This window comes from Agrobacterium sp. NPDC090273 (genome assembly GCF_044772305.1).
GTDB lineage: Bacteria > Pseudomonadota > Alphaproteobacteria > Rhizobiales > Rhizobiaceae > Agrobacterium.
In genome coordinates this window covers 684,562-701,753 of the sequence record NZ_JBIVYN010000001.1, presented here as the reverse complement: position 1 = coordinate 701,753, position 17,192 = coordinate 684,562, and the positions used below count along the sequence as shown (strand labels likewise).

The following is a 17,192-nucleotide window of genomic DNA, read 5'->3' as shown; positions in this document are numbered from 1 at the left end:
GTGTCTGCGGGCGGCCGAAGCCGTCCTCAATCCTGCAAGGCCCAGTCTGCCACTTCCCAGCGGGTCTGCCCACGGTCGGAAACGATGCGGCCGAGCCCCGGGAACGGCATGTGCGTGGCAGCAATCAGTGCGCCTTCTGCGGCAGCACGCGGGAAAAATCGGTCGCGCATCGTTTTGGCGGCGTCACGATCCTGCTCGAACAGGAAGAACACATCCGTGGCAGCGGGATGCACCACCGGGAAAATCATGTCCGACACCATGATCATGCTCTTGCCCCCGTCTTCCACCCGCACGCCGATATGGCCGGGCGTATGGCCGGTCAGGTCGACGATCGACACGCCGGGGACGATTTCACGTTCGCCGTCAATCGCCTGCAGCCTGGGGTAAAGGCGCACCACCTCATCCGCCATCTGGAAGCTGGTCTGCAGGTAATCCGGTGCACCGGCGCGCTTGGCCGGGTCGGTCCAGTGCTTGACGTCGCGGCGATCGATATAAAGCTCGGCCTTCGGATAGTTGTTCTTGCCGCCGGCAATCAGACCGCCCATGTGGTCCTGGTGCATATGCGTGACGATTACGGCGTCGATCTGGTCGAGCTTCAGGCCAAGCGTGGCAAGCGCCTGCGGCAACTTGCCGGTCTCGCCGATCGAGCCTGCCGCACCGGCATCGATCAGGATGCGGCGTTGGCCATCATCGATCAGATACTGGTTGAACAGGAACCGCACGCCGCTTGGCCGGGCGGTAGACTGGGCGACGGCTGCCTGCTCCACATCGGCCGGACTGCGGCCGGGAAAGAAGTTGTAGGGCATGTCGGCATAACCGTCGGTCAGCGCTGTCACCGTAAAGCGACCGATACGGATCTGCGCCAGCGGCGTGACGCTGGCCAGCGCCTTTGCGGGTTCCTGCGCTGCAACGAGGCCTGGCAATGCGCTGCCGATCAGCCCTCCGCCAAGAAGGCCAAGAGGAAGAGCGCTGGCGAAGGCACGGCGTGAAAGTTGGGGCATGGCGTCTTTCTCCTGATCTTTGAACAATGGGAGGAGCCGTTTGCGTCCCCTCGACGACATGAAGCTATGATATCCATAAACGATGGGGTATCCTGCCATTTCAGGAAGTTTCCTCTCATTTTCTGGAAGGATGAAATGGACCGGTTTGATGCGATGTCGGTGCTGCTGGCGGTGGTGGATGCGGGCAGTCTTTCAGCGGGGGCGCGGCGCCTGCACGCACCGCTTGCCACGGTCAGCCGCAAGGTCGCCGATCTTGAAAAACACCTCGGCGTGCGCCTGGTGCTGCGCACCCGCCGTGGCCTGACCCTGACGGATGAAGGACGCAGCTACGTTGCCGCATCACGGCGTATTCTGGAGGAACTGGACGCGGTGGAGCGTCAGGCAAGCGGCGATTATGGCGCGCTGCGCGGCGGGCTGCACATGACAGCCCCCGTCACCTTCGGCGAGCGCCATGTGCTGCCAATCGCGCTGGAATTTCTGAAGGAACAACCGGAAATCAACCTGCGGCTGACACTGGCAGACCGGCAGATCAGCCTTGCGGATGAGCACGTGGATGTGGCGCTGCGCATCGGCCATCTGGCCGACAGCGCACTGATCGCAACCCGTGTCGGCACCGTGCGCCGCGTGGTCTGCGCCAGCCCCGATTACCTGGCCCGACGCGGCATTCCGCTGAAACCCGAGGACCTTGCCCAGCATGACGGCATCAGTTTTCAGGGCTTTGCCAGCGCGCCGGAGGTACGATTTCGCCGCGACGTCTCGGCATTCACCGTCGAGCCCCGCCCCAAACTCGCCGTCAACACCACCGAAGCCGCCATCCAGGCCGCCGTTTCCGGCATCGGCATCATCCGCGTTCTCTCCTACCAGATCGCCGACCAGCTGAGCACCGGAGAGTTGCAGGAAGTACTGGCAGACTACGCGCCAGACCCCCTGCCCATCAACATCATTTACGCCCCCACCGACCTCCAGCCACTGAAGGTGAGACGTTTTCTCGACTGGATCACACCCCGTTTGCGAGCACGGATGGCGGGGTAGTGTCCGTCGTCGGGCACCTCTCGGTCGGGACGAGTTTACCGCGATGCAGAGGGTGCAAATTTTCGTTTAACGTGGATGTAAGGCAATCAATGTTGCCTGCAGTTGAACGTGCATCTGTCTGGGAGGTCAGGCCTCAGCCATGCGGAAGAGTTCGGCAACGACTTTGTCGTGTTGATAAGGCTTGCTGAAGAACACGCTTTGCGGCGGCAGCGTGGTGTCTTTCAGGTCGAGACAGCCGGATGTGATGATGATCTGAATGGGCGGCCAGCGATCGCGGATCGCGGCGGCAAGCATCAACCCGTCCAGACTGCCGGGCATGTCCACGTCGGTGAACACGATGCGGATATCGTCACGGCTTTCCAGAATGCGGATTGCTTCGTCCGCGCCCCAGGCCTGAACGACCTCAAACCCGCATTCCTCGACGAGTTCAACCGCCATGATCCGCTGAAGCGGTTCGTCCTCGACAACGAGAACAACCGGTTTGTTGATTGGCGTTGACTGTCCCATTGAATTCAGTTCGCCTGTTGCAGTTGCTGGAGCGACGCGAACATCTCTGCCGAGAAGCCCGTAGGTTCATAACTCACTTTGACGCCGCCTGTTCCGATCAAACCCATCTGAATGAGTTTCGAGCCGAAGCCGCGCCGTGTCGGTGGCACGGGTGGCGGCCCTCCGCTTTCCACCCAGGAGAAGCGCACCACAGGTTCCGATCCCGATGTGTCCACCACCCAGCTTGCCCTGACAATTCCGTTCGGCTGGGAGAAGGCGCCGTACTTCAAGGCATTCGTTCCGAGTTCATGCAGAACAAGTCCAAGTGACAGGGCACCCCTCGCGCCAAGCGGGATTGGCGGTCCGTCAATTTCCATCCTCGATGACAGACCGAGGGTCTCGCCAAGGCTTTCCACGACCGCCCGGAAAGGTGCCTCACCCTGATCGCTGAGCAGAATGTCGTGCGCTTTGCTGAGAGCAAGAAGCCGCTTTTCAAAATTGGAAACATGTTCCCGCTCGGTGACAGGGCGCAATGTCTGGGTGGCGATTGCCTGGACCATGGCGAAAGAATTCTTGAGACGATGACCCATTTCGCGGGTCATCAGCCTCTGATCCGCCTCGGCCCGGAGCATTGCGATGGCACTCTGTACGCGGTCTCCGAAACTGCGAACGTAAGTCAGCTCTTCCTCTGTCCAATCTCGGGGCTCGTCATAGTGAACGAAGGCCATGAGCGTGAAGCGCCCGTGATCGAGGATCGGCACGAGCGCGATGGCCCTTGCCCCAAGGCTCAACAGCCGCTCCGCGCGGTCGGCAAGACGGGGATCTGTGGCGACGTCCGAAATGACAATCGTTTCGCCCCGTTTGATGTCGTCAATGATCGACCCGTAATCCCTGAAGTAATGGGAGCCCGCGACGCTCGCAAATCCCGGCCCGTGCCAATCCGGGTGGATGACGATGGATTCAGTGGCGTTATTGACAACACCGAAACCGGCTCGCACCGCATCGAGCGCGCTGCCCATCAGGTTGGCAGCTGAGGTCGTCATGTCTTCGACTGTTTCAAGGTCGCGGAGACAATCCCCGAGGTCCAGAAGGGCCTGAACCCGCAATGCTGATCGTTTTTGCTGCGTAATGTCCTGAACCGTGCCGCGCATCGTCACGGGGCGGAAGCTATCATCGCGATCAATTGTTGCCTGGCGACTGATCCAGCGGACACCCTTCGATGTTCTGATACGGTACTCGACGTCCATTTCCGCAGAGGCATCTTTACGCGTTGCATCTGTGGATTGAATGCCTTGATCGACGACCAAGGCTTCAAATGTCGATGTTGGATATGAGTTCGCGATCGCGACATCGAAGATGCGGCAAAACTCTGGTGATGTGGAGACCGTTCCAGTCGCGATGTCTATTTCGAACGTGCCGACGCCACCTGCTTCCTGTGCTGCAATGTACCTTCTTGCCTCCGCTCGCATACTGGCTGCCATCCCTTTCTGCCGCAGAAACAGCTCGCCTTTGCGGTGAGAGATGCGACGCGCTTCGAGGTGTGCAATCACCTGTCGTGCGAGTGCCTTCAGGACATTCTGCTGAGAGATGCTCAGTCCTTCGGGACGTGGAACGGTATCAATGACACAGAGCGTGCCAATGGCGATATGATCTGGCCCGATCAATGGCGCACCGGCGTAAAACCGGATATGCGGCGTATCGGTGACCAGCGTGTTGTCTAGGGTGCGAGGATCAAGGGTCAGATCGGGAATGATCAGCAGGTCCGGACTTTTTAGAGCGTGTGCGCAGACAGATTGCTCAATCGGTGTCTCGCTTGGCTCAAAACCCAAACGTGCCTTGAACCACTGCCTGTCTTTCTCAACGAGGCTGACCAGCGAGACAGGTGTCTGGCAGACCTCGGATGCAATCAGAACGATGTCTTCGAATTCGGGTTCGGGCGCCGTGTTCAGAATGTCGTAGGCTTCGAGAAGCTCGATGCGACGATCAAGGTCCAGGTCGATGTCGGAAAAATTATCGGCTGATGTCACGGGCGGTCTCAAACGAGGGAACGAAGCGCCCGATATGTCCTCTCAACTTTCGAGCGCTCAATTGAATAATCAAAACGCGTGATTTTGCAATCGATGCGGTTGGCGCTCAATCGTGGCATTGCGCCTGTGATACACGTTCAACCGCAAGACATTGCCTTGGCGAAATCGATGTGTTCGGCGGGCGCTTGTGGTCCGCCGGTTTCGTTACTTCTTTTTCGCCTGGTCGTGGTGCCATTTGATGGAGAAGAACATGCCCGTTCCCAGGACGAGAATCTTCAAAGGAAAGAAGACTATCGGGAACCAATCTACCCATTCCATTTTGAATACTTTCAGACTGTTACTGATGTTGTCTATCGTAGAATCTACCTCAAAACAGCCGCTTCGGCAGCGTCTTTTTCGTTAAAAGCCCTTCTGGCGGCATTATGCCGCAATCACCTCAGCTGCCCATACCGCACCCAGACCGGGGGCTACGGGATCATGAAAAAGGCATGTCAGGCAGCGCTCCTCAGACACGTGGCATCGCCTTGATGAAATCGATGAACGCACGGAGCGGCGACGGTACGAGGCGGCGGCCGGGGTAATAGAGGAAGGGGCCGGAGAAACTCAGCCACCAGTCTTCCATAACCGGCACAAGCGCTTTGCTCTGGAAATGCGGCTGCAGCCAGTCTTCGAAGAGATACATGAGCCCGAGGCCGGAAATCGCCGCGTCTATGCCAAGATCGGTGGCGCCGCCTGCCTGGACGACGAGGCTGCCGGAGGGCTCTATCGTCAGTACCTCCCCGTCCCGTTCGAACTCCCAGCCGGGAATGGCGCGGCCCGAAAAGCGACCGCGAATGCAATTGTGCGACAGGAGATCGCGCGGGGTTTTCGGTGTTCCATGCGCGGCGAGATAAGCGGGTGACGCGGCAAGCGCGAAGCGCTGTTCGCGCGGGCCGATCGGCACGGCAATCATGTCCTGCTCAAGCCGCTCGTCATAACGGATGCCGGCGTCGTAACCGCCTTCGATGATATCGACGAAGCTTTCATCTGTGACGATTTCCAGCCGGATATCCGGATAGGCTGCCAGGAATGCCGGCACGATGCGCGGCAACACCAGCCGGGCGGCACTTGCCGGAACATTGAGCTTCAACGCGCCGGCCGGGCGGTCCCGGTGGCTTGTCGCCTGATCGAGCGCAGAGGCGATTTCGGAAAAGGCAGGCCCCAGACGTTCCATCAGCCCCCGCCCGGCCTCGGTTGGCAGAACACTGCGCGTCGTGCGGTTGAGAAGCCGCACCCCAAGCTCGGCCTCCAGACGCTTGACAGCATCGCTCAGGGACGACGAACTCGTGCCGCTGATGCGCGATGCCTCGCGAAAACCCCTGGCACGCGCCACCAGCAGGAAAGCCTCGACATCGGCCATTTCGCGCATTCAACTCTCCGCCTTAACTGTTGCCTATTGTCCGTTCACGCGGACAGCATGTCCGGATCTTACCGGATTGTGACGTTAATGTCAGGCGCTTACCTTGATGGTCGAAACAGGAGACAAAGCCATGACGACCATTGGAAAATCCGGCACATTCATTCTCGGCGACCGCGCTGTAAACCGCCTTGGTTACGGCGCCATGCAGCTTGCCGGAAAGGGCGTATTCGGCCCTCCCCGCGACCGTGCGGAGGCAATTGCCGTTCTGCGCGAAGCTGTCGAAAGCGGCGTCAATCACATCGACACCAGCGATTTCTACGGCCCGCATGTCACCAACCAGATCATCCGCGAAGCGCTTCATCCCTACCGCGACGACCTCGTGATCGTCACGAAGGTTGGCGCCCTGCGCGGCACGGATGCTTCCTGGAACCCGGCCTTTTCGCGGCAGGAACTGACGCAGGCCGTGCATGACAATCTCCGCAATCTCGGCCTCGATGTTCTCGATGTCGTCAACCTGCGCGCCATGTTCGATGTGCACGGTCCGGCGGAAGGCTCGCTCGATGAGCCGCTGGAAGTGCTGGCAGAGCTGAAACGGCAGGGCCTGATCCGGCATATCGGCCTCTCGAACGTCACGGCAAAGCAGATCGACGACGGCAAGGCGATCACCGACATCGCCTGCGTGCAGAACCAGTACAATCTCGCCCACCGTGGCGATGACGCCCTGATAGACAAGCTTGCCACAGACGGCATCGCCTACGTGCCGTTCTTCCCGCTCGGAGGCTTTTCGCCGCTCCAGTCCTCGACCCTGTCAGATGTCGCAACCCGCCTCGGCGCAACACCCATGCAGGTGGCCCTCGCCTGGCTGCTGAAACGTTCACCCAACATCCTGCTCATCCCCGGCACCTCATCACGCACCCACCTCAGAGAGAACATCGCGGCCGAGAGCGTTGAACTGCCGGACGATGCACTTTCGCAACTGGAAAGCATGGCGGCGTGAGAAACACAAACCGGGCAGTGCGGGTGATGGCTCGCGCCTCTTCCGTGCTGTCCGGATAATATGCCCCGGTTGTGTCGCGGTCCGTTCCTCAGTGGCGAGGAGGCTGATAAGCAATGCCGACGTCAGGAATTCTGTTCAGATGGAATCGGCATGCTCGCACCAACGCTCCGCACTTTGAGGAACATATTGCTCGCTCACCTTGCGGGAACCTACGTAACGCTGCTGGTTTTCGGGGTTGGAGCTTGGTTTCCGGATGCGGTGTTGAGATCACCGTTGATGGCGTTGATGATGCTGCCAATCATCTACCCGATTTCGTTACCGTTGGTTCTGCCTTTCGCCGTATTGTCGCTTTTCATCATCAACAGGTACAGCCTTCATGGTCGTTGGACTTTCATGCTGGCAGGTGCGGTCTTGGGGTTATGCTCAATCCTGATCATGGGGTATTTCATGCCCGGTCTCTGGAGAGATGGCCCCTATAATTTTTGTATCTCGGCAACCGTGGGCGGCGCCGTTGCAGGGCATATATTCAAGCTGGCGACGGGTTCTGCCTCGCGCGCAGTCAGCCTGCAAGGGCGTGATTAGAGTGACTTGGCTGCGGCGTGAATTTCTACGGGAGCCCGCCGTCCCCCTCCTTTTCGCCGCATCACGCGGCTAATCGACTTCTTTCGTTCCCCACGCATAATGCTCCACAATGCCCTGCTGGTTGCGGATGAGGTGGCCGGCCAGAATGGCGTCGCCGCCTTTCATGGTTTCGGCATCCGCGCCGCACAGATGCAGGAACATGCGCTGGTGAAGGACGGCGGCGAAATAGTCCTGGGGTGGCGGGGGTTGCGTTGCTTCCTCACTTTTCCACCCTTCCGATACCTGCGTCGTCGCATCTTCCAGTGCCTTCAGAACCCCAGCCATCATGCCTTCGGTGGCCCGTTCGATGAGGTCGTTGATGTGCCTTTCGGCGGGCGTGAGGACGGGGCAGGAATTACTCATGCGAAGATCTCCCATAGACGTGCGTGCTGTTCTGACTTGGCTTCACCTTAGAAGAAAATGTGTCGGTTTTGGGCGGTGGGCTGGTGGAGTTATACCGGATGAGAATTTACCACTGCCCTCAAACGCGGTCCAAAATAGTTATTGACCGATCTATCAATAATGGATATCCAGTCAGCATGGCTAGACCGAGAGAATTTGATCGTGATGCGGCACTGGACAGTGCCTTGCGGGTGTTTTGGGCAAAGGGATTTGCTGCGACATCGACCGATGATCTGCTGGGCGCGATGGGGATCGGCAGGCAGAGCCTGTATAGTGCCTTTGGCGACAAGCGTACGCTTTATCTGGAGGCGCTGGATACCTATCAGCGGCGCACGGTATCGGGTCACCTGAAAAGGTTGAGCGATGCCGCCTCGCCTCTGCAGGGCATCGAAAACCTGCTGACCGGGCTGATCGCGGAAGATGAAAACGAGCGGGTGCTGGGCTGCATGGGCGTCGGCTCGCTCGGCGAGTTCGGCATTACCGATGCGGAACTGAATGAGCGGCGTGGCAAATCCAGCCAGGTGCTCAACACGCGCATTGCCGAGCGTATCCGGCAGGGTCAGGCGTCGGGAGACATAGACCCAGCCCTTGATCCCGCCGAGGCATCCGCATTCGTGCAGATGACGATGACGGGGCTGCAGCTTGCGGCGCGCAGTGGTGCCGCAGCCGCCGATCTCAAGGCCATGGCGCGCTTTGCCGCGCAACGCCTGACACCCTGAGACACTGAAACTGGCCTCCCGCGACGGGAGGTTTTTATATGCTCAATTATGGATCGATCAGTCAATAAAGGAGACGATCATGACGACAGGTGAACGCAGGACGGCCCTCGTTTTTGGCGGCGCACGCGGCATTGGCGCTGCGGCAGTAGAAAGACTGGTGAAGGATGGTTTCGACACCGCCTTCACCTATGTCTCGCGGCCTGACAGCGCCAATGAACTCGTGGCGAAACTGCAGGCTGCCGGTGGTCGCGCCGCTGCCATTGAGGCCGACAGCGGCGATCCCTCGGCCATCCGCGCCGCCGTGGCAAAGACGGTCGATCTTTTCGGGCCGCTGGACGCCGTTGTCGTCAATGCCGGAATTCTGCGCCTCAACACGGTTGAAGACGTCAGCCTTGAGGAGCTGGATCAGATGCTGGATATCAATGTCCGGGGTGTGTTCCTGTCCATTCAGGCGGCCGTACCGCATATCAGGGATGGAGGGCGCATCATCACCATCGGCTCCAATGTGGCAATCAGCACCGGTCATCGCGGTTCCAGCGTCTACCAGTTCACCAAAACGGCGGTTGCGGCAATGGTGAAGGGTATCGCGCTCGATCTTGCGCCACGCCGCATCACCGTCAACAACATCCAGCCCGGCCCGACCAACACGGATATGACCTCCGATCTGGTGGCTATGCTGTCGGAGAAAAGCCCTCTGAAACGCATCGCCGACCCTGCCGAGATTGCCGGCGTTGTGGCCTATCTCGCCAGCCCCGCCTCGTCCTATATGACCGGTTCAAGCCTGACCATCGATGGCGGCCTGACGCTCTGATCGGCCACCGGCACGCGGCAATCCCTAGCGCCTGTCAAAAAAAATCGGCAGGCGCCGGAACCGAATGTCGCGATGCGCATTGATTAGCCGGACAAGCCTCCCCCTCTTTGTCCATCCTGCCCGCAACTTTGCGGGTTTCGGCACCCCTTGAGACCCTCCCGTCGGAGGGTTTTTTTTGAGTTTTGCCTGTCACGCCTCATCCAGCAGAATGGCCATGCAGATGGTATCGCTGAATTGCCCGTCCACGCAGACACTGCGTTTGAGCAGCCCCTCCTTCACGAAGCCGACCTTTTCATAAAGCGCGATGGCGTTGGTATTATCGGAGCGGACGGAGAGCTCGACACGAAGAAAACCTTCTTCGCGCGCCTTGTCCAGAGCCGCGATCATCAGCCGATGCCCGATCCCCTTCCCGCGAAATTCGGGAATGATGCCCATGCCAAGGCTTCCGCGATGGGCGTGCGAGGGAAAGAAATGCCGCGAGATATCGCACCAGCCGACCACGCGGTCTGCCGCCACCGCAACCATATGCGGATTGCGTTGCTCGATCATTCCGAGAACGAAGTCGCGCGTCTGCGGCAGAGGAAACGCCTCGAACATCGTCAGATATTTCCGTTCCCTTGCAACCGTATCGAGCGCGTGGTGATATCCCTCGATATGGTCGGCGGTAATCGATGTGATGTCGATCTGCCCCAGGGCATTTGTATCGGCCATGTCCACCCTCATTGGCATGTCGCAAAATCCCGCCGCAAGGTTAGTGGTGAAATTTCAGGCGATCAATGCGCGATGCAGCCGCCTCCCGCCTAATGGGATATCCGGCATTTCGACAGAATGTCATCCACGACGGCAGCCAGCGGCACTGTCGCATCGATATCGATGGCGTTGCGGGGAATGTCTTCCTTGCTGGCCAGCAGTTGCAGCACGAATGTCCGCTCGTCCGGCCTGCCGCCAAACTCGTCGTCCGGGCGCACGGCCAGCCGCTGTATCAGGGTTTCGGCATCGAGACTGAGGACGAACACGCCATCGAACAGGTCGATGAAGTGATCGAAGTTTCTGGAGCCGCCGCAAAAGAACGACACGTAACGGCTCTTGTCGGCAATCAGCGATGTTACCTTGGCGACATCCCACAGGTGGTGGCGATGGGTGAAGGCGAAGTCGGCGCGATTGTGCTCCAGGGCCGAAAGATCGATAGGCTCTCCCGTGGCGGGATCGCCCTTGTAGGCCAGTTCCCGGTCGCCATGCACGACATGGTAACCGCGCCGCTGCAGCTCCGTGGCGACGGAGGTTTTTCCCGCGCCCGATACGCCTTCGATGAGGTAGTTGCGGATACCCATATCGCCTCGTCTCAAAACAGCGGTTCTGTTCTCCAGCCAGGATCTTTGCCATGACTGTCGGCCGAACATGCTTCAGCTTTATGACGCCGCTTTCAACGCATTTCTCGCAAAACTGGCGTTGACCGTTCTCATTCCTGAGGCGACACTCCGGCCAGTCACAGGATGGGAGGAACAGATGGCAGAACTAGACCGCTGGCGACACATGCGGAGCGCACCGAAAGATGGCAGCCGCATTCTGGTGACCATTCGCCCCTCCGAACAGGGGCCGGGAACGGTCGATCTCGCCTACTGGTCGAATGGCGACAGATATGGTGCCGAAGCCTGGCGTTCCTCCGATTCCGCACCGGGCCGGATCATCGAATATGCCGATCCGGAGCTGAAGTGTTGGATGCCGATGCCCTCGGCCAATCTGGAACAGATGACATTGCCGTCCCCCTGGGAGGGTGAGGATGCGCAGGAGCTGGACGGATCGGGCATCTAACCCGGTCCTTGAGCGCAGAGCGCCGCATCACAATGCGTCCGAGGTCATTTTGCGGAGAGGCCGCCGTGCTCAATCTTGCCTTCTATTGCGATCAGATCATCCCTGAAAACCGGGCAATCGACGAAAGGCTGCTGGCGGTGATGGCCGAAAAGGGCCCCGGACGGCGCATCGCCTATATTGCATCCGGGCCGGAGCCGGACAGGCGGTTTTTCCTCGAGCGCGTCGACTATTACGCGCAATACGGGCTCGATCTCTGCATCTTCCACGATCTGGATGAGACTCATGGTGCAGACGCTGAGGCGGCACTGTTTGGATGTGACGCAATCCACCTGACCGGCGGCCATACGGCGGATTTTCTCGCCCGCCTGAAACGCAGCAGGCTGATGCCACGCCTCAGACAATGGGCTGTCGACGGCGGTGTGCTGGTTGGCACAAGTGCGGGCGCCATTCTGCTGACGCCGACAATTGCCACCGACGCGCTGTTTACGGACACCGCACCGGAAGAAGCGATGGAGGAAACGGCACTCGATCTCGTGCCCTTCGAGTTCTTTCCGCACCTTGATGAGCGCCCGACATTTCTGGCCGATCTGATCCGTTACAGCCGCTTCACGCCAAGACCCATTCTGGCGTGCCGGGATGGCGACGGGCTGGTGGTGAGCAATGGCCTGCTGGAATGCATCGGCCAACCCCTGTGGATCGAGAAGGGCGAAACGCGCCCTGCCCGCACCATGCCGTTAAGCGCCATCAGTGCGTAGACGCGAAGCGGCAAGACGATTATGTCAGCGGAGCGCTGCCTGCCGTATCTGTCTTTCCCATGATGAAGGTGAACCATGACGTTCGAGACCAAGCTCAAGCCGCTGTCGCCAGATGATATCGATCTGGAGACCCTGTTTGCCGATGGCCGGATGGCAAAGCAGATCCGCTTCATTCTCGAGGTCGAAAAGCTGAAAACCGTGCTGCGCATGACGCCGCTGCTCGATGCCTCCCGCCGGGAAAACGATGCCGAACACACCTGGGAACTGGCGCTGATGGCCGTTCTGCTGGCTGAATATGCCGACGAACCGGTCGATCTTGCCCGCGTGGTGAAGATGATCCTCATCCACGACATCGTCGAGATCGATGCCGGCGATACCTTCATTTACGACGCCAAGGCCGTGACGGATCAGGAAGCGCGCGAAATAGCCGCCGCCGACCGGCTGTTCGGCCTGCTGCCGGAAGATCAGGCAGCGGAGTTTCGCGCGCTCTGGGACGAGTTCGAGGCGAGAAAGACACCCGAGGCGCGCTTTGCCAGAGCGATGGACCGGCTGCAGCCTTTGCTGCACAACTTCTTCACCAGCGGCGGCACCTGGCATTCCGCCGGTGTGACAAGGGATATGGTGATGGAACGCAAGGCCGTCATCGCCGGTGGCTCCAGCCGCCTGTGGACGGCGGCGCAAAGCCTGATCGACGAGGGTGTGCGCCGGGAATTTCTGGCTGAGGCCGCGCCGGTTACTCCGCAGGAATAGTCATCAAACCCTGGTGTTTTCGGGATTTGCACGCAAGACTGCCTGAACGAAGCATGGAGGCTGAAGGATGCGTTTGTCCGGCGGGTGTTTTTGCGGCGCAGTGGAATATGCGGTCGAGGATGCATTCGTCTATGCCGCGATGTGCCACTGTTCGGGCTGTCGCCGTGCGACGGGCTCGGCTTTCAAGGCCTTTGCCGGCATTCAGCGCGAAAAGCTTGTTGTGACCAAAGGCAACGCCGATCTGATGATCTATGGCCAGCCGGACAATCACGATGCCCACTGCGGTATCTGCGGTTCTCTGCTCTATTCCCTCGTCCGCGAAGCCGCCTGGGTGCATGTGACGATGGGCACGCTGGTGGACGCGCCCTCCATTCGCCCCACCCACCACATTTTTGTTGGGTCGAAAGCGCCCTGGTACGAAATTACCGACGACCTGCCGCAATATGACGGTTTCAACTGAACGCCCGGCATGCCTATTTGCCGCTTCTGACCGACCAGATTGCCCCGGCCATCAGCGCGAGCCCGACAAGCTGAATGGCGGAAAGCGTGTGACCATAGACCTTCCAGTCAATGATGAAGGCCGTGAGCGGATAGACGAATTGCAGCACGGCGATGCGGCCGGTGCTCAGGCGGGCAAAACCGGCATACATCACCGCATAGGCAAGCCCGGTGTGAATGGCGCCAAGCCCGACCAGCCAGGCAATCGCCGCACCATCCGTCGGCCAGCCATAAAGTGCCGGCCACCAGAGGGTGAAGGCCGCGCCCACCAGGCATTGCCACCATGACAGCGCAAAGGACGTGACTGAGGTCATGGACTTCGCCACCAGCGGCACACCGGCATAGATGAACGAGCCGAACAGGCTCATGCCGAGGCCGAGCAGAAACCCGTGGCTCAACGTGGCGGCACCCGCCAGCCCGTCCACCACGCCGGTGCTCAGCACCAGACCGGCAAAGGCGACAAGGGCGGCGAAAACCTGCGCCGAGGACACCTTTTCCCGTAGTAGCCAGGCACCCAGCGCCATCGTCCAGAACGGCTGGATGTGAAACACCACGGTCGAGATGCTGATGGAGGTTCTGGGAATGGCGGCGAAATGCAGCGCCCAGCTCATGGTCATCAGGATGCCGGTGACAAGTGCGCCGAACAGCGCACGGCCGCGCAGCCTGATTTCCGGCAGACGCCGGGACATCGCGCCCCAGATCAGAAGCGAAAGACAGCCGAAGGTGCAGCGAAACGCCACGGTGGTGATGGGGTCCTGCCCCGCCTGCACCACAAAAACCCCGACGGTGCCAAGGATCAGCCCGCCCAGGACCAGCAGCATGGTGCCCTGACGCTCACGCGCCGAGGGTTCCCCGGTGAAGGGTGCGGGGGTGGATGACAGAACGGATGGTGCGGTGGGTTGCTGCGTGCTCATGGCAAGACAATCGCGCGAAGAGACTATCCTGAAAAGCGAATATTCATTAGGATAAGCATTCGATTTTCGAATGGGAGACGTTGCCATGCACGACCTGCAGATCGACTGGCTGCGCGCCTTTATCGCTGTGGTGGATTCCGGCTCGATTACGGCGGCATCCCGGCAGGTTTCCCGCTCGCAATCTGCCGTCAGCATGCAGCTTAAAAAGCTGGAGGATTGTGTCGGGCATACGCTGCTCGATCGTGGTCCGCGCACGCTCTCGCTCACACCGGCGGGTATCGATCTCCTGTCTTACGCCCGGCAACTGACGGAACTGCACGGGCGGGCGCAACTGGCCATGCGCGGCGCCACCATTTCAGGCAAGGTCAGCATTGGCGTGCCGGACGATTATATCTCCAGCCATTTTGCGCTGATGCTGCGTTCGCTCGCCACCCGCTTTACCGATGTCGAGATTACGGTGGTCTGTGAACCGTCCAGCTCGCTTCTGCCGCGCATCGATCGGGGCGATCTGGATGTGGCGCTGGTGACACGCGACACGGCCGCACGCGGTGAACCGGACAGAGGCCGCTTCCTGTTTCACGAACCTCTGGTCTGGGTCGCCTCCGACCAGCACGAAGCCTGGCGCAGAGACCCCTTGCCGCTGGCGCTGCACGAACTGGGCAACAGGTTTCGAAACGAGGTTCTGGCCGGTATCGAGGCGCTGGGGCGCGACTACCGCGTGGTCTATGGTTCGCCCAACATTACCGGGCAACTCGCCATCGTCGAAGCCGGCCTCGCCGTCGCCGCCGTCGCCCGCTGCAGCGCCCCCGCCCACCTCAAACTGCTGGACACCCGCCACGGCCTGCCCGACCTGCCCAAAATGGAAGTTGCCCTTGTGCGAAGCCGGGATTCCAGGCGCTCCGCAGCGGTGGAAGCGATCTATAACGAGGTGCTGCAGACGCTTGATGCGTAGGCGTGAGGCCTACCCTCTGGAGGTAGCCGCCGTATGCCCCGCGAGCTTCAATCGACATCCACCATTTCAAACCCCAGTTCTATCGAATGGAACAAAAAAGATCGCGAAAATAGGTAATGAGGCAATACTTAGTAGATCAAGAATCGGTGTTAATTACTCAGTACGCCCGAAGGGAGGAGATACGGTGAGTAAGAAACAAAAAGGCTCAGGCAGGGAGCATGTGAAAAACGCCGAATTCAAAAATCGAAATATTTCTTCGTTAGACGCTCATCCACGAGAAGGATCGCGGCTTCGCTCCCCATACTCAATTTTGAAAAATATGAACTTTGCTCGACCCTGGGTAGATGAGTGTGTGCCAAATATTTTGTGGGCGTGTATTCTCGCCAGTTGCATGGACCGGGACGAATACCTTCACCTTTTTCGCCTCGTCGTTTCTCGCACTCGAGAACGGCTGGAAACTGCGAAAGAGCTTCATGTGACGCATAATTTCCTCGCGACAGCGACCGAGCAAGAGTTCGACACGATGTTTGAGGAAGTTCTTCGCAATGAGTCCGCCAAAAGCCATTTGGCCGCTCTGCTTTTTGTGACCACTCTCCCCGACCTGCATCATTGGCGGCGATGCTTAAAAGAGGCAGATAGGTCCTCGGGCATCAAGACATTGGCCAATGCAATAAGCGAAGCCTTTGATCACCAATCCCAGAGATCAACAGACGTCCGGTGGCTTAAGGTCATGTCGCACATCATTGTCAGGCAGAGGGTTGTGTTTGGCCCGCAGTTCGACGAGCAGATCGAGGAACTCCGTCTGTATCCCAACCACGGTGATATGAAGAAGGTGCGTCCATCGATCCGCGCATTGGAGCTGGGTCTCCGTGACAGTGAATTTGCGACCGACATCGACGGCAAGCCTCATGCAGATTTTCCGAGAACACTACCGGCGATTCATGCTGAGGATTTTTGGAGAGAGATGCGTGGCACAACGCCCTGTTTCCCATCCGATACAGCAGAAAAGCCAAACGGTGGACATCGTGATGTCGTTGAAGAAATCGTTGATGTCCTCAGAGATCTAGACGACCATTTTCATGCCACCGAAATCACAACGGCTACTGACCCTCGTCACGACGGTGCTTTTGGAATCGTCGTATACGCCCTTCACTTGCTGGTTCACGCCGCATTAGGTTCCATCCACTGTCGCGTAGAAGGAAGGCTCATTCTTAGGACTATCGTCGAGGCGTTTATTACCTTTAGCTATTTGGCCCGAAAAGACGATGCAACGATTTGGCTCCAATATCGAAGCGCTGGAGCTGGGCAGATAAAACTCGCTTTCTTAAAAAATATTCGTGAAGAGGATGCTCCGGAGTTCGTCGATCTTCCATTGATGGAAGCGTTGGCGAACGAGGATCGCTGGATGGAATTCCAGGACATTCCGCTTGGGCATTGGGCGAATTTGAACCTGCGAAAAATCGCAGAAGAAGCCGGTGTTAAGGATGTTTACGACCGTTACTATGACTGGACCTCAAATTACACACACGGGCAGTGGGGGGCGGTTCGAGATGCCGCTTTGACGACCTGTTTGAACCCTCTGCATCGCTTCCACAGAATACCAGCCTTTATGAAGGGCAACATGCCATCGATCATTCCCGACGGCTGCAAAATATTGAATCGAATGTTGGACGATTTGAACAAGCTTTACCCGTCCTTCAAACCCCGAATTAGAGTACACAAAGCGTCCAAAATGCCTACTGCTGAAGAGGTAAAGGAAAGAGAAGCGAAGCCAGAAGGTAATGGCAGCTTCGATAAGTAATGGAATTCGAGGCAAACTGATTTTTTCGTGACCAGTTGGGGTCGATGAACACTTATTTAAGCCCTTTTGAGAAGGGAGATCACCTGCCAATAACAGAAAGGTCGTCCGCGACGTCTTCGCCTATGAGCTCATTGGGATAAACATTTCGCTCGTTATTTGACCGCAACTCGAGTGAGCCATCCATTCAACGATCATGACAACAGCATCTGGAGTGG

The 17,192-nt window shown here is 58.8% G+C and carries 19 protein-coding genes; 11 read left to right on the top strand and 8 right to left on the bottom strand.

Annotated elements, in window-relative coordinates; all coding sequences use genetic code 11:
• Nucleotides 1-26: 26 nt before the first annotated feature.
• Nucleotides 27-1,001, bottom strand: coding sequence for an MBL fold metallo-hydrolase (locus tag ACIQT8_RS03515; protein WP_400963500.1), 975 nt, complete (start codon nucleotides 999-1,001; stop codon nucleotides 27-29).
• 135 nt (nucleotides 1,002-1,136) lie between these two features.
• Between ACIQT8_RS03515 and ACIQT8_RS03510 the strand changes: the two genes are divergently transcribed.
• On the top strand, nucleotides 1,137-2,033 hold the full coding sequence (locus tag ACIQT8_RS03510; protein ID WP_400963497.1) for a LysR family transcriptional regulator: 897 nt from the start codon (nucleotides 1,137-1,139) through the stop codon (nucleotides 2,031-2,033).
• Nucleotides 2,034-2,159: 126 nt separating this feature from the next.
• On the opposite strand, the gene ACIQT8_RS03505 is transcribed toward ACIQT8_RS03510, so the two are convergent.
• The 3 genes from ACIQT8_RS03505 to ACIQT8_RS03495 all read right to left on the bottom strand — a co-directional run bounded on the left by ACIQT8_RS03505 (nucleotide 2,160) and on the right by ACIQT8_RS03495 (nucleotide 5,945).
• Nucleotides 2,160-2,540: a response regulator gene (locus ACIQT8_RS03505; protein ID WP_400963494.1), complete on the bottom strand. Its 381-nt coding sequence runs from the start codon at nucleotides 2,538-2,540 to the stop codon at nucleotides 2,160-2,162.
• 5 nt (nucleotides 2,541-2,545) lie between these two features.
• Nucleotides 2,546-4,546 (bottom strand): GAF domain-containing protein, encoded by a 2,001-nt coding sequence (locus ACIQT8_RS03500; protein WP_400963491.1) that lies wholly within the window; start codon nucleotides 4,544-4,546, stop codon nucleotides 2,546-2,548.
• A 505-nt stretch (nucleotides 4,547-5,051) separates the two neighbouring features.
• Nucleotides 5,052-5,945 carry a LysR substrate-binding domain-containing protein gene (locus ACIQT8_RS03495; protein WP_400964371.1) on the bottom strand — a complete coding sequence of 298 codons (894 nt, stop codon included), beginning with the start codon at nucleotides 5,943-5,945 and terminating at the stop codon, nucleotides 5,052-5,054.
• A gap of 130 nt (nucleotides 5,946-6,075) precedes the next feature.
• Between ACIQT8_RS03495 and ACIQT8_RS03490 the strand changes: the two genes are divergently transcribed.
• Both ACIQT8_RS03490 and ACIQT8_RS03485 read left to right on the top strand, forming a co-directional pair.
• Nucleotides 6,076-6,942 carry an aldo/keto reductase family oxidoreductase gene (locus tag ACIQT8_RS03490; protein WP_400963489.1) on the top strand — a complete coding sequence of 289 codons (867 nt, stop codon included), beginning with the start codon at nucleotides 6,076-6,078 and terminating at the stop codon, nucleotides 6,940-6,942.
• A 150-nt stretch (nucleotides 6,943-7,092) separates the two neighbouring features.
• The gene (locus ACIQT8_RS03485; protein ID WP_400963487.1) at nucleotides 7,093-7,524 is read left to right on the top strand and encodes a hypothetical protein; all 432 of its coding nucleotides are present in this window, start codon (nucleotides 7,093-7,095) and stop codon (nucleotides 7,522-7,524) included.
• Nucleotides 7,525-7,593: 69 nt separating this feature from the next.
• On the opposite strand, the gene ACIQT8_RS03480 is transcribed toward ACIQT8_RS03485, so the two are convergent.
• Entirely contained in the window at nucleotides 7,594-7,926 is a 333-nt protein-coding gene (locus ACIQT8_RS03480) for a hypothetical protein (protein WP_400963485.1), read from the bottom strand.
• A gap of 176 nt (nucleotides 7,927-8,102) precedes the next feature.
• On the opposite strand from ACIQT8_RS03480, the gene ACIQT8_RS03475 reads away from it, so the two are divergent.
• Together ACIQT8_RS03475 and ACIQT8_RS03470 are read left to right on the top strand one after the other, a co-directional pair.
• Nucleotides 8,103-8,684 (top strand): TetR/AcrR family transcriptional regulator, encoded by a 582-nt coding sequence (locus ACIQT8_RS03475; protein ID WP_400963482.1) that lies wholly within the window; start codon nucleotides 8,103-8,105, stop codon nucleotides 8,682-8,684.
• 79 nt (nucleotides 8,685-8,763) lie between these two features.
• Nucleotides 8,764-9,495, top strand: a complete 732-nt coding sequence (locus ACIQT8_RS03470) for an SDR family NAD(P)-dependent oxidoreductase (RefSeq protein ID WP_400963479.1) — start codon at nucleotides 8,764-8,766, stop codon at nucleotides 9,493-9,495.
• Between the two features lie 189 nt (nucleotides 9,496-9,684).
• On the opposite strand, the gene ACIQT8_RS03465 is transcribed toward ACIQT8_RS03470, so the two are convergent.
• On the bottom strand, nucleotides 9,685-10,212 hold the full coding sequence (locus ACIQT8_RS03465; RefSeq protein WP_400964369.1) for a GNAT family N-acetyltransferase: 528 nt from the start codon (nucleotides 10,210-10,212) through the stop codon (nucleotides 9,685-9,687).
• A gap of 83 nt (nucleotides 10,213-10,295) precedes the next feature.
• Entirely contained in the window at nucleotides 10,296-10,826 is a 531-nt protein-coding gene (locus ACIQT8_RS03460; RefSeq protein ID WP_400963476.1) for an AAA family ATPase, read from the bottom strand.
• 175 nt (nucleotides 10,827-11,001) lie between these two features.
• Between ACIQT8_RS03460 and ACIQT8_RS03455 the strand changes: the two genes are divergently transcribed.
• The 4 genes from ACIQT8_RS03455 to ACIQT8_RS03440 all read left to right on the top strand — a co-directional run bounded on the left by ACIQT8_RS03455 (nucleotide 11,002) and on the right by ACIQT8_RS03440 (nucleotide 13,272).
• Nucleotides 11,002-11,307, top strand: coding sequence for a hypothetical protein (locus ACIQT8_RS03455; protein WP_138792327.1), 306 nt, complete (start codon nucleotides 11,002-11,004; stop codon nucleotides 11,305-11,307).
• 65 nt (nucleotides 11,308-11,372) lie between these two features.
• Complete coding sequence (locus ACIQT8_RS03450; protein ID WP_400963473.1) at nucleotides 11,373-12,062, top strand: Type 1 glutamine amidotransferase-like domain-containing protein; 690 nt, start codon at nucleotides 11,373-11,375, stop codon at nucleotides 12,060-12,062.
• A gap of 75 nt (nucleotides 12,063-12,137) precedes the next feature.
• Nucleotides 12,138-12,812: an HD family hydrolase gene (locus tag ACIQT8_RS03445; RefSeq protein ID WP_400963470.1), complete on the top strand. Its 675-nt coding sequence runs from the start codon at nucleotides 12,138-12,140 to the stop codon at nucleotides 12,810-12,812.
• Between the two features lie 67 nt (nucleotides 12,813-12,879).
• The gene (locus ACIQT8_RS03440; RefSeq protein ID WP_400963467.1) at nucleotides 12,880-13,272 is read left to right on the top strand and encodes a GFA family protein; all 393 of its coding nucleotides are present in this window, start codon (nucleotides 12,880-12,882) and stop codon (nucleotides 13,270-13,272) included.
• Nucleotides 13,273-13,285: 13 nt separating this feature from the next.
• On the opposite strand, the gene ACIQT8_RS03435 is transcribed toward ACIQT8_RS03440, so the two are convergent.
• Nucleotides 13,286-14,224 carry a DMT family transporter gene (locus ACIQT8_RS03435; RefSeq protein WP_400963464.1) on the bottom strand — a complete coding sequence of 313 codons (939 nt, stop codon included), beginning with the start codon at nucleotides 14,222-14,224 and terminating at the stop codon, nucleotides 13,286-13,288.
• Between the two features lie 85 nt (nucleotides 14,225-14,309).
• Here ACIQT8_RS03435 and ACIQT8_RS03430 point away from each other — a divergent pair, with 85 nt between their 5' ends.
• On the top strand, nucleotides 14,310-15,176 hold the full coding sequence (locus ACIQT8_RS03430; protein WP_400963461.1) for a LysR family transcriptional regulator: 867 nt from the start codon (nucleotides 14,310-14,312) through the stop codon (nucleotides 15,174-15,176).
• Nucleotides 15,177-15,360: 184 nt separating this feature from the next.
• Nucleotides 15,361-16,977 carry a DUF5677 domain-containing protein gene (locus tag ACIQT8_RS03425; RefSeq protein ID WP_400963458.1) on the top strand — a complete coding sequence of 539 codons (1,617 nt, stop codon included), beginning with the start codon at nucleotides 15,361-15,363 and terminating at the stop codon, nucleotides 16,975-16,977.
• The last annotated feature ends 215 nt before the right edge of the window (nucleotides 16,978-17,192 follow it).